Source organism: Desulfotomaculum copahuensis, assembly GCF_001655685.1.
Classification (GTDB): Bacteria; Bacillota; Desulfotomaculia; order Desulfotomaculales; family Desulfovirgulaceae; genus Desulfotomaculum_G; species Desulfotomaculum_G copahuensis.
In genome coordinates this window covers 1-15,071 of record NZ_LYVF01000201.1, presented here as the reverse complement: position 1 = coordinate 15,071, position 15,071 = coordinate 1, and the positions used below count along the sequence as shown (strand labels likewise).

General features: G+C 50.3%; 18 protein-coding genes and 1 tRNA gene. 16 read left to right on the top strand and 3 right to left on the bottom strand.

The window, feature by feature from the left end:
* From A6M21_RS17470 to A6M21_RS17395, 16 genes are all read left to right on the top strand, one after another.
* On the top strand, window positions 1–198 hold a 198-nt coding region (locus A6M21_RS17470; protein WP_427854649.1), incomplete at its 5' end, for a cold-shock protein.
* A gap of 14 nt (window positions 199–212) precedes the next feature.
* The gene (locus A6M21_RS17465) at window positions 213–428 is read left to right on the top strand and encodes a cold-shock protein (RefSeq protein WP_066671914.1); all 216 of its coding nucleotides are present in this window, start codon (window positions 213–215) and stop codon (window positions 426–428) included.
* A 12-nt stretch (window positions 429–440) separates the two neighbouring features.
* Window positions 441–2,312, top strand: coding sequence for a phage NrS-1 polymerase family protein (locus A6M21_RS17460; RefSeq protein ID WP_066671912.1), 1,872 nt, complete (start codon window positions 441–443; stop codon window positions 2,310–2,312).
* Window positions 2,313–2,799: 487 nt separating this feature from the next.
* On the top strand, window positions 2,800–3,057 hold the full coding sequence (locus A6M21_RS17450; protein ID WP_066671906.1) for a hypothetical protein: 258 nt from the start codon (window positions 2,800–2,802) through the stop codon (window positions 3,055–3,057).
* A 3-nt stretch (window positions 3,058–3,060) separates the two neighbouring features.
* On the top strand, window positions 3,061–3,276 hold the full coding sequence (locus A6M21_RS17445) for a cold shock domain-containing protein (RefSeq protein WP_066671903.1): 216 nt from the start codon (window positions 3,061–3,063) through the stop codon (window positions 3,274–3,276).
* Window positions 3,277–3,651, top strand: a complete 375-nt coding sequence (locus tag A6M21_RS19535) for an HNH endonuclease signature motif containing protein (protein WP_078060870.1) — start codon at window positions 3,277–3,279, stop codon at window positions 3,649–3,651.
* 123 nt (window positions 3,652–3,774) lie between these two features.
* On the top strand, window positions 3,775–4,236 hold the full coding sequence (locus A6M21_RS17440; protein ID WP_066671894.1) for a phage terminase small subunit P27 family: 462 nt from the start codon (window positions 3,775–3,777) through the stop codon (window positions 4,234–4,236).
* Window positions 4,226–5,782: a terminase large subunit gene (locus A6M21_RS17435; protein WP_066671891.1), complete on the top strand. Its 1,557-nt coding sequence runs from the start codon at window positions 4,226–4,228 to the stop codon at window positions 5,780–5,782. The genes A6M21_RS17440 and A6M21_RS17435 overlap by 11 nt, the downstream gene beginning before the upstream one ends.
* Window positions 5,779–6,099 (top strand): phage head closure protein, encoded by a 321-nt coding sequence (locus A6M21_RS17430; RefSeq protein ID WP_161486113.1) that lies wholly within the window; start codon window positions 5,779–5,781, stop codon window positions 6,097–6,099. The genes A6M21_RS17435 and A6M21_RS17430 overlap by 4 nt, the downstream gene beginning before the upstream one ends.
* 13 nt (window positions 6,100–6,112) lie before the next feature.
* Window positions 6,113–8,005: a phage portal protein gene (locus A6M21_RS17425; protein ID WP_066671881.1), complete on the top strand. Its 1,893-nt coding sequence runs from the start codon at window positions 6,113–6,115 to the stop codon at window positions 8,003–8,005.
* A complete protein-coding gene (locus A6M21_RS17420) occupies window positions 7,986–9,572 on the top strand; it encodes a phage major capsid protein (protein ID WP_066671879.1) in 1,587 nt (528 codons plus the stop codon). The genes A6M21_RS17425 and A6M21_RS17420 overlap by 20 nt, the downstream gene beginning before the upstream one ends.
* A 63-nt stretch (window positions 9,573–9,635) precedes the next feature.
* Window positions 9,636–11,456 carry a tape measure protein gene (locus A6M21_RS17415; protein WP_066671876.1) on the top strand — a complete coding sequence of 607 codons (1,821 nt, stop codon included), beginning with the start codon at window positions 9,636–9,638 and terminating at the stop codon, window positions 11,454–11,456.
* Complete coding sequence (locus A6M21_RS17410) at window positions 11,453–11,998, top strand: hypothetical protein (protein ID WP_066671869.1); 546 nt, start codon at window positions 11,453–11,455, stop codon at window positions 11,996–11,998. Before A6M21_RS17415 ends, A6M21_RS17410 begins: the two co-directional genes overlap by 4 nt.
* A gap of 1 nt (window position 11,999) precedes the next feature.
* Entirely contained in the window at window positions 12,000–12,254 is a 255-nt protein-coding gene (locus tag A6M21_RS17405; protein WP_066671866.1) for a hypothetical protein, read from the top strand.
* 419 nt (window positions 12,255–12,673) lie between these two features.
* On the top strand, window positions 12,674–12,868 hold the full coding sequence (locus tag A6M21_RS17400) for a helix-turn-helix domain-containing protein (protein WP_066671863.1): 195 nt from the start codon (window positions 12,674–12,676) through the stop codon (window positions 12,866–12,868).
* On the top strand, window positions 12,841–14,040 hold the full coding sequence (locus A6M21_RS17395) for a site-specific integrase (protein WP_066671860.1): 1,200 nt from the start codon (window positions 12,841–12,843) through the stop codon (window positions 14,038–14,040). The genes A6M21_RS17400 and A6M21_RS17395 overlap by 28 nt, the downstream gene beginning before the upstream one ends.
* 15 nt (window positions 14,041–14,055) lie before the next feature.
* Here the strand turns inward: A6M21_RS17395 and A6M21_RS17390 are convergent.
* From A6M21_RS17390 to A6M21_RS18875, 3 genes are all read right to left on the bottom strand, one after another.
* A tRNA-Ala gene (locus A6M21_RS17390) sits at window positions 14,056–14,131 on the bottom strand.
* 355 nt (window positions 14,132–14,486) lie between these two features.
* The gene (locus A6M21_RS17385; protein ID WP_066671857.1) at window positions 14,487–14,729 is read right to left on the bottom strand and encodes a hypothetical protein; all 243 of its coding nucleotides are present in this window, start codon (window positions 14,727–14,729) and stop codon (window positions 14,487–14,489) included.
* A 148-nt stretch (window positions 14,730–14,877) separates the two neighbouring features.
* A partial coding sequence (locus A6M21_RS18875; RefSeq protein WP_427854648.1) for a hypothetical protein occupies window positions 14,878–15,071 on the bottom strand: 194 nt, incomplete at its 5' end.

The following is a 15,071-nucleotide window of genomic DNA, read 5'->3' as shown; positions in this document are numbered from 1 at the left end:
TTAACTTTGACGTGGCCTTGGCCGTTTGGGTATGGCTTCATCAAAGACGGGAATGGAGAGCAAATATTTTTCCACATATCGGGGGTTGAAGATTTTGGCAGCCTTTACGAAGGCGCGGAAGTGAAATTCACGGTAAGGGTATTGACCGAAGGGAAATATGCTGGAAAACCAATGTGCATTGGTGTAACAAAAATATAAGGAGGACTAAAGACATGGAAACTAAAAAAGGATACGTTCTTAGGCTGTTCAGATCAAAGGGATTCGGCTTTATCATGGGGGAAGATGGAGAAAGCTTATTTTTCCATATATCCGGTACGGATGGATTCGAAGGTTTTAACGAAGGCCTAAACGTGGAGTATAAGGTTAGGACGGATACGTCTGTCAGAAATGGTGGCAAACCTATGGCTATTGGTGTAGCCAGAATATAAGGAGGAATAACAATGAGAACAGAAAACATACCACAAGAATTAAAAGACGTTTCACAATGGGTTGTTTGGCGCGCTGAGCGTAAAGGTAACGGCAAGATCGACAAAATACCCTATAACTGGATTAGTGGCAGTAAAGCATCAACCGTTAATCCAGCAGACTGGATGACGTTTGAGCATGCAGTTAAAGGTTATAACAAAGGTTATGACGGTATCGGCTTTGTGCTTACAAAAGATGATGCTTTTGTGGGCATTGACTTGGATAATTGTATCATGGATGGAGTTATATCCGATAAAGCCCTAAGAATCATATCGGATATTAATAGCTATACCGAAATATCACCTTCGGGAAAAGGCATCAGGATATTCACAAGAGCGAAGTTAAACGGGAAGGGAAACCGCACAGGCGATTATGAGATATACAGCCGGGAGCGCTTCCTTACTCTGACAGGTGATAAAGTTGATAATTCCCCATCGAGTGTATTGGAACGTCAGGCTGAGGTAGATGCCTTCCATAAGAGGTATATAGATAAAGCAGAACCGGTTGCACAAAACGATTGCGGCAATGAATTAGAAGACTTTGAAATTATTGGCATGATGAGCAAAAAGGCTAAAGATTTATGGGGCGGAGTGGACTTTAAAGAATATAACTACCCCAGTCAATCCGAGGCAGACCTTGCATTGATGTGTGAATTAGCCTTTTACACTAATCGTGATCCCGATAAAATGGAAAAGCTTTTCAGACTATCCGCTTACGGCCAAAGAGATAAGAACCAACGTCAGGATATTATTGAAAGGCTAATCACAAAGGCATTAGGGTGTGTCAAGGAAGGACCTACGAAGGAATCAAAAATAGTTGATCTAACCAGTATTTTAACCCGCCCGGATGTAAATAAACCGACTAAGGACCCTGATTGGGTTATACCGGACATATCCGCTAAAGGTGATGTGACTGTTTGCATTGGAAAGCAAAAAGGCGGTAAATCGTGGTTATGGCTTAGAGCTGCTTGCGAGTTAAGCAAAGGCGGAAAGTTCATGGGCGGTCTTGCCAACGTCAGGCCGCAGAAGGTTTTATATCTAATGTATGATAACGTGGGCGAAGATCGAACAATGGCAAGGATACGTAAAGCACGATGGGAATTTAACCCTGATAATCTAACTTTCGTTTTCAATGAAAACGTAATGAAGAAAGAAATCAATATCTTTTTAGACCAAAAAGACTCCTACTTTGATTCGGTTATTAACTCTATTAAACCTGACCTGCTTATTGTGGATACCCTAGGATCTTGTCATACCGTGAATGAAAATAGTAACGAAGAGATGAAACCTATAATAACCAAATTTACACGGCTGGCCAGAGAATCAAACATTGCCGTGGTTATACTTCACCACACCAGGAAAGCAAAACCGGGAGAGGCTTCCGTATCCATGGATATGGATGATTCAGTTGGTGCCACAATTATTCTAAGGCTGGCCAGCTGCATTATTGGGGTGAAGAAACAAAAAACTGATGCAGGAGAAGAAGTCCACAAAGTAATGCCGCTAGGCTCCTGGTACAAAGACTTTAAGACTTTCGAGTATTCACTAACTGACAAGGAAGATGATAATGGAACGTACGTTGATATGGCTGTAAACTTGGAGGCCACCAACAGGGTTTTGTCTACACAAGATATAGTTGAAAATGCGATAAAGGAGCATTATGGAGTGGATGATCAGTTCCAGGCAAAAGACATTGTAGGGCTGACAGGCCTTAACAAAAATACTGTTAGGAAGCATTTAGATGCTCTGGTGAGTGATTTTAAGCTGAAAAGGACTGGCCACACCAGGGATAAAATCTATCAAGTGCCAAACCCTGTAAAAGACATTTTCCTTGAGTGTTTGAATTAGCCTATAGAGAAACACGAATAGGCGAATAGGGGCTGAGGCCTTGATATATAAGGGATTATTTAAGTTTTTACTATTAGGCGAAAGTAGGCGAATTGACCCTCATCCCTTGTGATTATTGGGCTGAGGCCTGATTCGCCTACTTTCGTTCATGCCTAAATCAAATAAAATCCAGTGATATCAAGGGCTGAGGCCTAATTCGCCTATTTGGCTCTCCCTATAGGCTAAAAAATTAAAAGGAGGATTGAAAATGATAGTTCTGAGTCAAGACGGGCTGAATTTAATTGAGACCAACAGGTTGAGCGTTTCAGGGGATTCTGATGGCCCATGCTATGTCAATGCACATTTAGCTAATGGTAACCGGATGGTGATCGCGGAATTTGCCAAATTAGAGTATGCAAAAAATTATATACATCGGGTATGGGAGCGGCACTTAAGCCCTATGGTATCGGTGTACATCTCCGATGAAAATTAAAAGGAGGATCACAAAATGAAAAACTTTTGTTCAAGCTGCAAGCATTACAGGGAGTTGACTGATGTGATATTGAGAGACCATATGCATATCAACCTGAAAGGCCTGGGCGCTGGTTACTGCCTGAAGCATGAGCATGAAAATTCAGCTGAAGGCTTTTGTTTGTGGGGAAGGAAATACCAGATGGAGAAGATTACCAGCTTATTACTGCAAGACCTACTTGACCGAGTGCAGGATTTGGAAATCAGGCTGGAAGCCTTAGAGGAGTGTGAGTAAGCAATGGAAATCGCAAACGGAATAATCATCAGCCTTCATGCGAAAAAGCGCTTTGGGTGGATTAGACAAGCGAACGGCACTGATCTATTCTTCCATGCCCTGAGCTGTTTAGAGCCATTCAAGAATTTGCGAGAGGGTATGGCTGTTCAGTTTATGGTCGTTGAAAGCAAAGAGCGTAAGGACGCTAAGAAAAAGGCGATCGCCGTGGTGGTGGTATAGATGCCGATCAAACCTCCCTCCCCCTGTCGCTGGCCCGGGTGTCCTGATGCGCAGGCACCGGGCTGTCAGGGTTACTGCCGGGAGCATGTGAAGGCTCACAGGCAACAGGATGCAGCTCATCGCGGTACGGCCAGACAGCGGGGGTATAACGCTTCGTACGAGAAGGCCAGGGCATGGGTGCTAAAGCATCACCCCCTTTGTGTTGTTTGTAAGATGGAAGGCAGGCTTTCGGCAGCCACAGTAACACACCACGTGGTTCACCTGGCGGATGGTGGCAGTAACAGCGCAAGCAATCTGTTGCCTGTTTGTGGAAATTGCCATGATCGGCTGCACTCGAAGGCAGGCCCTGAGATAATTCTAAAACTTAGAAACTGAGCAATCAGGAGTAAATTGGAGCATGGGGGGAGCTATTTTCTAGCCACGGCCCCAGAGAACCGCACACGGGGCTTCAAAAAAGAAATCGCGTTTGGATTTCTGTTTTTGCAAGGAGGAACTATTATGAATAAGAAACCTACTGCCTTGAAAATTATTACAGGCAATCCGGGCAAACGACCTCTTCCCCAGAACGAGCCGAAGCCGAAGCCGGTAGCACCTAAATGCCCGGCATGGCTGCCGAAGGAGGCAAAGCGGCATTGGAAGGAGATGGCCTCGAAGCTGGAAAAGCTGGGGCTACTGACCGAGGTTGACGGTCAGGCCTTCGCGGATTACTGCCTATGCCTGGCCAGGCTGGAGGAAGCGGAGCGGGACATCAAGGAGCGCGGCATCCTAGTTGAAGGTGATCGCGGCAAAGTGAAGAACCCGGCTTGTCAGATTGCCCGGGAGTACCGGTCAGCCTTGCAGAAGTGGGCAGCCCGGTTTGGCCTTGACCCGCAAAGCAGGAGCGGCCTGGATGTGGCCCGGGAAGAGGAAGGCGATCCTATGGATGAATTACTGAAAGCAGGGAGGCCACATGTCTTATGACGAAAGCAAAGCCGATCGGGCTGTAACCTTTATCCGGAACCTAAGGCACACAAAAGGCCGTTGGCGGGGGGTGCCATTCAACCTGCTGGACTGGCAGGAACGGATAGTCCGGGACATCTTTGGTACGGTTAAAGATGACGGTTACCGGCAGTACAAAACGGCTTATGTCGAAATCCCGAAGAAGAACGGCAAAAGCGAGCTGTCCGCGGCTGTGGCCTTGTACTTGCTCTTTGGTGATGATGAACCAGGTGCCGAAATCTACAGCGCGGCCGCTGACCGAATGCAGGCCGGCATTGTGTTTAACCTGGCGGTGAGCATGATCAAGCAATGTCCGGCCCTGCTCAAACGGTGCAAGATAATAGATTCCGTAAAAAGAATTGTGGTTCCTTCAACTGAATCCTTTTACCAGGTGTTATCAGCTGAGGCATACACCAAACACGGCCTAAATGTCCATGGTGTGGTATTTGACGAACTTCACGCCCAACCTAACCGGGACTTGTTTGACGTCCTAACTGACGGCAGCGGCGATGCCCGGACACAGCCGCTATTCTTCCTGATCACCACGGCCGGGGATGACCCGGACAGGACGACCATTGGCTGGGAGGTTCACCAGTACGCTAAGGCCATACTGGATGGCACAAAGAAAGACCCGACATTTTACGCTGTCATTTATGGTCTGGAGGAAGACGACGACTGGCGGGATGAGGCTAACTGGTACAATGCTAACCCCTCCCTGGGAGACACCATCAAAATAGAATCAGTCCGGGAGATGTTCGCCAAAGCCTGTGACAACCCGGCAAAGGAACGGACCTTTAGGCAGCTAAGGCTGAACCAATGGTTAAAAACCAAAACCGCCCGGTGGGTAAGCCTGGACAAATGGGATGCAACCGCCGGCCTGGTGGTGCCAGAGGACCTGCAAGGGAAAGAATGCTATGGCGGCCTGGACTTATCCAGCAGCATCGACCTAACAGCCTTTTGCCTCCTGTTCCCGCCACAAAAAGGGTTAAGCAAATGGCACGTCCTTTGGCGGTTTTACATACCGGAGGATAACCTGAAAGAGCGGGTACGCCGGGACCGTGTACCTTATGATGTGTGGTTGCGGCAGGGGGTTATCAAAACAACCCCGGGGAATGTGCTGGATCAGGCATTTATCCGGGAGGATATCAAGCGGACCAGAGACCAATTCCGGATTCTTGAAGTTGGCTTCGATCCCTGGAACGCAACGCAATTAAGTATTCAGTTGACCGATGATGGCCTGAAAATGGTAGAGGTAAGACAAGGATATAAAACTATGTCACCGGCTATGAAGGAAATAGAAAAACTGATTCTGGCCAAAACCCTGGTTCACGGTGGCAACCCTGTGGCCCGGTGGAATTTTGGCAACCTGGAAGTTAAGCCTGATGAGAATGGCAACGTCCGGCCGGTTAAGGCTGACAGTAAGGCGCGAATTGACGGCTTCGTGGCCCTGGTAAATGCAATGGCCCGGGCGATGCTGCGAAGTCAGAAACAAAGTCCTTACAGGGAACGGGGGTTGATGATATTGTGAGAAGCCTGTTTAATAACACCTTTACCCTACAACGGCAGGTTACCACCACAAATCCAGAAGGTATGGTCATAACAACCTGGCAGACTGTGGTCACCATCAAAGGACGCCTGCGGCCGGCCAATGTGCAAGAGGCCTTCATTGCAGCGGCCATGACCACAACCCTGGAGTATGTCTTCTATTGTGGCCCAGAAGTAGACATCAGGGCAGGTGACCGGGTGGTGCTGGGTGACACCAAAGTGGAGATAACCGGCGTCAAAAATCCATCCATGGCAAACCATCACCGGGAGTGCTTAGGCAAGACAGATAAGCGAGTGTAAGGAGGGAAAATAGATGAACCTTTTCAAGCGGCTATTCACGCCCAAAGAAGAGAAGCGCTCTACCTTGCGGGATGCTGACGGCTGGTTAACTCTCTACGGCGGCAGCACCACGGCCGGTGTAACGGTTACCGCCGAATCGGCCCTATCTCATCCCGCCGTTATGGGGGCTGTGAGGCTGATCGCTGAGTTGACTGCATCCCTGCCCCTAGTGGCCTACGAGCGGACCACGGACGGCCGCCGGAGAGCGGAGAACCATCCTGTTCACCGGTTGTTGCATGAGCAGCCAAACCCGCAACAGACACCGTTCACCTGGAAAGAGGAAATTGGTTTGCATCTACTGCTTTACGGCAATGCCTATATCCTGGTGCAATGGGATGATGCTGGCCGGCCGGCAGCTTTGTGGCCATTACATCCGGCCCGAGTGCAGGTGGATATTCAGCCCAGCGGGGCGATTCTCTACAAGGTAAACACGGTCGCCGGCCAGCTGGTGACCTACACCACAGACGATGTACTCCACATTCCCTTACTGGCCCTGGATGGCCTAATCGGTCGTTCCCCGGTGCAGGTGGCCCGGGAGGCCATTGGCGCGGCCCTGGCGGCCGAGGAACACGCTGCCGGTTACTTCGCCAATGCTGCCCGCCCATCTGGTGTGTTAAAGACTGCTGGCATACTGGACCCAGACGCTGCCCAGCGGCTTAAAGAGAGCTGGCAGGCAGCCTATGGCCGGGGTAAGGCAGGGACGGCTGTCCTAGAGGACGGCATTGAGTTTGAATCCATCAGCGGTAATGCCAGAGATAGTCAGCTGATTGAATCTCGGCAGTTTGCCATGAGGACCATAGCAGCGGCGCTGCGGATACCGCCTCACCTGCTAGACCCGACAGCCCGGGGAACATATTCCAATGTGGAAACTCAAAGCCTGGAGTTTCTGACGTTCTCCTTGCAGCCCTTTTTAACCAGACTGGAAGAAGCCTTGACCTTGAAACTGTTCACCCCGTCTGAGCGGCAACGATTCTTTGTGGAGTTTCTTACTGACAGCCTGTTACGGACGGACACACAAACTCGGTATACAGCCTATCAGATGGCTATTGCCAGCGGTTTTATGACCGCCAACGAAGTCCGCCAGCGGGAGAACCTGCCTCCCTTACAAGGGCAGCCGGTACGGGAATCTGCTTCTATAGAAACCAGGGCGAAACAGCCTAAGGACAAAATAGAAGCCGTGGCCAAAAAGGTGATCACCAAAGAACGAACCGACATTATGGCCATAGTTGAAAAGCACCTGGGTAACCGGGATGCTGAAAGCGGAATTACCGATTACTACCAAAATATTGATTGGATAATTGAAGAATTCTCACCCGTTTTTACGGCAATTGCCTCTGAGACGCACCAGGATGCCCTACAAGAGGTTAAGGGAAGCCCCTGGGGTGATTCCCTTTGGAGTGAGTTTATCGCGGCCCTGACGGCCTCCTACGCGGCCAGACATGCCAGTATCAGTCTTGCAACTATACAACCTGCATTAAGAGCAGGTAATGAAGAGGCAATCCTTGAATCGCTTGACCAGACATTTGCCGATATGGAGTCAACCCGGCCCGGGAAGATAGCCGCATTAGAGAGTGCTAATATCCTGAATGAAACTAAGCTGAAAACCTACCAGCAAGCGGGAATCACTAAAATTAAATGGCAGGCGCATGCCGGAGCATGTGAGTTTTGCCGGAAGCTGGATGGAAAAACTGTGAGTATCAGTGAGCCTTTCATCGCCAAAGGCGAAGCGATCCCCGGCCCACAGGGCGATATGTCGCGCAATCTGACGGCCCGTCAACCACGGCTACGACCACCTCTTCATTTGGGGTGTTCTTGCACATTAACACCAGTAAGGGAGGTGAACATAAGTGGAGTTAAGGCGCTTTGAAATGCGGTTGGAGGGTAACGACCTGGAACCGGTGTTAACCGGGTATGCAGCAAAATTCAATGAAAATTCCACGGGGCTGCCTTTCAATGAAAGGATACAGCCCGGTGCCTTCAAGCGAAGTCTTGAAGACGGTCAAGACGTCCTGGCCCTGGTTGACCACGACCGGGGTAAGGTAATTGGCCGGGTGGCCAACGGCACTCTTTCCTTACGGGAAGACGCTAACGGTCTGCTGGTTGAAATCAAGCCTAATGTGGAGACCACATTTGGTAAAGACATTGTGGCTAGTGTAAAACGGCGCGACATTACAAGTATGAGCTTTGGGTTTATCTGTAGAAAGGACCAGTGGAAAGATAATGTCAGGGAAGTACTGGATGCCGACCTGAGGGAAGTATCCATCGTTTCCATGCCCGCATACAGCGGGACATCAATTAATAAAAGGAGCGGATCTAATATGACCCAGAATGAAAGAGAAATTCGCCAGCAATTAACCGAACTGCGGAAACAGCATGCTGCCCTGTTGGAGAAAGCCGAACTGACCGACGAAGAGCGCAACGAACAATTTAATTTAGCGAAGGGGATTCGTAACATGGAAAATCAATTAACTGAACAGCCAAAGCCTGCCCCGGCAGCTGCCATCATCACCCCTGGTGTAGACGAACAGCGGGCGGCCTTTGAAGCTTACCTGCGCGGCCGGGAATACGATGTCCGGAATATGACTGTTGGCACGACTACTGCCGGCGGTTATCTAGCCCCTGAATCCTTCCTGGCGGAACTGATTCGTAAGCTGAACGAGCAGTCCGTTATGCGCCAGCTGGCCCGGACCATCGGCATCGGCACAGCTTCTGTCAAGATGCCCCGGTTGACTTCCAGCGTGTCGGCAGCATGGACTACTGAGGCAACGGCCATTGCCGCCAGCGACCCGGCCTTTGACCAGGTGGAGTTCATCCCGCAAAAGCTTGGCGCTATGACCCTGGTATCCAATGAACTGCTGGCAGACAGCGCAGTGGCCGTTGAAAGCCTGCTGGCCGGCCTGTTCGCTGAAAAGATTGCCGCTATCGAAGACCTGGCCTTCTTCAAGGGCACCGGTACCGGACAGCCCAAGGGCCTGCTGACCGAGGCTGGCATTACCCGGTTGACCACGGCTGGCGGTGCGACGATCACCCCGGATGAGGTAATCAATCTCTATGATGCCCTGCCGCCAGCCTATCGCGGCAATGCGGTGTGGGTAATGAATCCGGCCACCATGAACGTCTTGCGCAAGTTGAAAGACACTCAGGGACAATACTTACTGGTGTCCGGCCTGGCCGGGACTGCTCCTAACACTCTGCTGGGCCGTCCGGTGGTGTTGTCCAGCAACGTGGACGCTATTGGCCTTTCCAAAGATGTGATCATCTTCGGTGACCTGGCCCGGGCCTATTACATCGTGGACCGCCAGGGACTGGAAGTGCAGCGTTCTGTTGACCGGTACTTCGAGCAAGACCTGACTGCCTTCCGTGCCATCAAACGGACTGACGCCAAGGTGGTTCTGACGGATGCCTGTCGCATTCTCAAAATGGCGGCTGCCTAGGCTAAATCATAGAGAATGGGCCAGGGCTTATGTCCTGGCCCGCCCATTGAAGGAGGTGTGGTAATGGAAATAGGCAGTATGTTTGTCAAGCTTAACCTTGATATGTCCGGCTTCAAGAAAAGCCTAGATGATGCGACTAGTCGTATCCGAGGGATAGGGGAGAAGATGAGCTCTTCGTTTAAAGCTGCTCTTCCTTCCTCCCAGATGCTTGCCGCCGGCTTGACGGGTGTGGCGGCTGGTATTGCCGCGTTTGGCACAAAATCAGTTATAGCCGCCGGGCAGATGGAGCAAACGCAAGTAGCCTTCAAGACCATGCTGGGCAGCGCTGAAAAAGCTTCAGCCTTGATGAAAGACTTGCAAAAGTTTGGTGCTGAAACACCTTTTGAGTTTCCGGAGATTCAGAAGAGCGCTAAATCCTTATTGGCCTTCGGCATCGAAGCCGGCAAGATGAAGGACACATTGCGGGCAATAGGAGATGTGGCGTCTGGTGTCGGTGCTCCTTTAGATGAAATCGCTGAGATTTACGGCAAGGCCAGAGTCCAGGGGCGGTTATTCGCTGAGGATATCGACCAATTAACCGGTCGTGGTATCCCGATCATTGGAGAATTGGCCAAACAATTCGGCGTCTCTGAGGGTGAAGTTAAGAAGCTGGTCGAGTCCGGCAAGGTAGGATTCCCACAACTGGAAAGAGCCTTTAAGAGCATGACCGGTGAGGGTGGACGCTTCCATGACATGATGAAAGCGCAATCCGAAACACTTCCCGGGATGTGGTCAAACCTGATGGACAGTATAGGCATGTCATCGGTCGTGGTAGGGCAGGAGATAATAAAGGCTTTTGACCTAAAGGATAAACTTGCCGGGGCTATTGACGCGTTGAATAGAATCTCTTCCCTGTTGCAGGATAAAGGATTAAAAGGCGCATTGGCTGAACTCTTCCCGCCTGATCTTCAACTCAAAATAACCATGATCGCCGGAGCAATAGCAGGAGCATTGGTTCCTGCCTTTATCGCGGCTGGTACTGCTATTTGGGGCGCTATGACGCCATTACTTCCATTCATGGCCGCCGGCGCTGCTGTGGCAGCCCTGGCCTTTACTATTTATAAGAGCTGGGAACCGATTAAAGGCTTCTTTGTAAACACATGGGAGTCCATTAAAAATGTGACCGTGGAAGCCTGGGATGCCATAAAAACAAAGTTATCCTCAACCTGGGAAGGCATTAAAGCCCTGGCATCAAATGTTTGGACCGGTATAAAAGACTTCTTCAAAAAGTGGGGCGAAGACATACTGCTGTTAGCTGTCGGCCCTGCCGGGTGGTCGGTGCTCCTGGGCCAGAGGTTAGGTGTAAACTGGAATACCATCAAGCAAACTACTTTAACCGTATGGAATGGCATACAATCCGGAATTAGCAATATATGGGGCAGCATTACATCGGCCGCTTCGAGTGCAACGGCTAATCTTTACAGCACGGTAAGAGGTAGACTGGAGAGCATATGGAGCTATATCCAATCCATTCCATCACAGGCTTATAGCTGGGGCAAGCAGATCATTCAGGCCATTGCCAGTGGCATAAGATCAATCCACATACCAATGCCGCATTTTAACTTTTCAGTAGACCATAAAAGCATTGCCGGAATTAGTGTGCCTGTTCCTGACGTGGACGTAAATTGGTATGCTCGAGGCGGAATTTTTAACAAGCCTTCTATAATTGGTGTGGGAGAAGCTGGCCCCGAGGCGGTAGTTCCTCTGAACAAAGCAAACAGCATCGGCGGATTGACAATAAACATCCAAAACATGCAAGTACGAAATGATCAAGATATCCCCCGGATAGCCCGGGAGCTTTGGCAATTGCAGCAAGCACATTCAAGGGGGGTGCTGGGTAGATGAACACCTACGACTTGGTGACTACTTCTGAGGCGCAATTATACTTGAAGCTGGACACCTTACCGGCTGGCCTGGATATGCTAATTACAAACCTGTCGGCCCGGATTGAAGCCTATACCGGCCGCTGGTTTGTGGCCCGACCTGTTGTGGATGTCCTGGACTCTGGTGGTGGAGATCTGCTCTTCCTGAGCCGGTATCCCGTCCAGGGGACGCCGGTGGTGACTGATCTGACCACAGGGTTGCCGGTGACTGGATTCCTGACCTATGCCGGCAGGGGCTACCTCTACCTTGGCGGAGGCTGGGAGGCCGGCCGGCAGCGGTACAAGGTGGAGTATACCGCCGGGATGTGTCCAGATACTCCATCGGTGCCTGCTGATATACGACAGGCCTGCCTTGAATGGGTTGCCGCCCGGTATAACCGGATAGACCCGGCCATTACCCGGGAGCAGCTGGGAGATTACTCTTACTCGGCTGATGAATCAGACGGTATGCCGGCCAATGTTCGAGCGGCTCTATCTTTGTACGTAATACCTCGGGGGTGCTGAAATGTTTGAAAACTTAAAACTGACAGTAGAAAGTCTGGCATTACTTGAAGAGAAATACGGCAGCGCTGAGGCAGCACTTGTCCAGCTGGAGAATGGCAGTTTTATTGCTTTGCGAGACGTTCTTTGGTCCGCTCTGGTCCATGAAGATCCCTCCTTGACACCTGGTGATGTGGGAAGAATGATAAACCTTAAAGACGCTTTGAAGGCTGTCCAGGCGCTCAATGAAGCCGTACGTGAAGCCTTTTTGCTGCATTAAAAACCAGGTACCAGTGGTGGGTGGTTATAAGAGGATCGGGAAAGTGGCCAAAGTATTTGGAAAGCATAACAGTAACGAAAAGTAACATCAGTGTAACCGCCATCCGCCTTACTCTCTCAATACTTATAAGTTATAAGTTACAATATATATATAATTCTATAATATATAGCCGCTAGATATAAAATAAATAAAAGTATGATCTGAGTATATATATTTAGAAAAAATTTTGTAACGTAACCAAAAACCCGGCAACCCTTGAGAGAGTAAGGCGGATGGCGATTACAATGGGGGTAACAAAAAATGTTGGAAATATTTCCAGTTAAGCCAGGGGATAGCCCCTGGCCTTTTTTTTTACATAGGTACTTGACAGTTATATAAGGGTTATGGTAAGATTAATGACAGATAGGGGGTGAGGCTAAATGGTGGAAAAACTCTTCACACCAGAAGAGGCCGCCGAGTATCTGTCCATCAGTATACTGACAGTAAAAAAATGGCTGCGTTCTGGAAAGTTAAACGGGGTTAAGATTAGTAACATGTGGCGAGTGCGGGAAAGCGACCTGGAAGAGCTCATAAGGAGTGATAGCCAATGCGCGGACACGGTGAAGGAACCATAACCAAACGGTCTGACGGTCGTTGGATGGCGCAGGCAAGCGTTGGCCGCAATCCTGAAACCGGTAAATTGAAGCGGATCACGAAATACTTCAAGACCCGCAAAGAGGCTGCCGCCTGGTTGGCACAGGTAAGCCATGAGAAGGCCACAGGAAGTTTTGTGGAGCCTGCCAGGGTTACCCTGGGGGAGTGGCTGGCCCGGTGGCTTGATGTCTACGTCAAGCCGTCCGTCAGGGACACCACATACCAAAACTATGAAATCCTGACTCGTGTTCATATCATTCCAGGCCTGGGGGATAAGCCCATTCAGAAGCTGCTGCCGGGTGATCTGCAAGCCTTCTATAACGCTAAAATGGAAGGTGGCCGGGCGGACGGCAAGGACGGTGGACTATCCCCCCGGATGGTGCGCTACCTGCATTTCCTCTTAGGCGCTGCATTGAAGCAGGCCATGAAAGAAGGCCTTGTGATAAGGAACGTGGCGGAGGCTACAAGCCCGCCAAGGCAGAGCAAGAAGGAGATCCAATACCTCACCACAGAAGAAATACAGCGCTTCCTGCAGGTGGCCCAGCAGAGCCCGTATTTTGTGGCCCTGATCACGGAACTGGGAACCGGTCTACGGCGCGGGGAACTGTTGGGGTTGAAGTGGGAGGATGTGGACCTGAAGCGCGGGGTAATCACCGTCCGCCGGCAGTTGGTCCGGGCGAAAGGTGGCCCGGTGTTCCATGAGCCAAAGACTGACGCTGGCGTCCGGACGGTGACCATTCCGGAAGAAGTCCTGTGCGAGTTGAAAGCCCATAAGGCCAGGCAGGCGGAAATTAAACTTCAATTTGGCCAGGCGTATGAGGATTCAGGCCTTGTATTCTGTCAAGGCTTTGGCCAGCTGATCGAGCCCAGAGGTTTTACCCGGCATTTTGATAGGCTGTTGGTTAAAGCCGGTATCCGGCATGTATCTTTCCACAGCCTCCGGCACACCCATGCCACAGAGTTATTGCGGCTGGGCATCAACCTGAAAACCATTCAGGGGCGGTTAGGACATAGCAATTTTAATGTGACGGCTAACTTCTATGCCCATGTGGCCAATGAGCTGGAGCAGGAAGCGGCGGAGAAGATTAACGAGGTGTTAAAATGCAGTAAGATTGCAGTAATTAACGTTAATGCAGTAAACTTAAAATCCTGAAACCCTTGATTTACTTGGTGGAGACAGGGGGATTCGAACCCCCGACCTCTAGAGTGCGATTCTAGCGCTCTCCCAGCTGAGCTATGCCCCCGTGACAATATGGATTATAACATGAAAAAGTCCCGTGTACAAGAGGGAAGCCGCGGGGAGTGTGAAAAATTAGCGTTCCTTGCGTTGCGGCCGGAGACGGGAATAAAACATATAGCCGGCCAGATAAAGCCAGCCCGCACCCATCAGAAGACCTACAGGTACCGCCCACCAGGTGTCCGGATTCCTTCTTTCATATGTTTCGAGCATTTATTACACCCCGTTTACTATTATGGCCTGAGGCGGTGAATACTACGCGGGGAATTTTTTGCTGCGCGCACGGAATGTCATTTTTTTACCGGCTTGCGCCCGGGGGGTAATGGTCAAGACCCTGTCCGGCGGGCAGGGTCTGATCGGTTTCAAGAAACTTTTTGGACCAGCGCTTCCTGTTTTTGTTTCCGGTTGCTTTGTTCTTCGGCATAGTCGGTAGAAATCAAGTAAAGGTTAACCCAGAGGTCATGTTCATTAATCTTTCCATCCAGTTCCCGGGCCAAATCCTTAAATTTTTTTTCCACCCGGTCTTTGAAGGATGAAAACTCGACCAGCAAATCCACCACTTCACGTTGGCTGAAGGAAGCCCCTTCCCGTATCACCTTGGCCAAAATTCCACCTCCTTAATGCTTGTCCTGTTTAAATTATAGTAAAAAAGGTGGAAATTGTTAAGGGGCCTATATTGTCTAATTGCATGTGGTTTTGTTGTGATAATAAGAAGAATGGCGGGGCCTGTTGCAGGCCCCGCCGGACTGGGCTTTAGCTGTTTGTAAGCATGCCGCCGGTATAGTTTGTCGAGTACAGGTTCCCTTGTTCCTGAGAACCTTGATATCCGCCGAACTGACCCGCGTTCATGGAAGTGCCGCCGAACTGTCCGGCCTGACTGGCAAGCTGGCCGGAACCCCACTGGCCGGCGGAGCCCATTTGCGAGCCGCCGAACTGGCCTGCGTTCA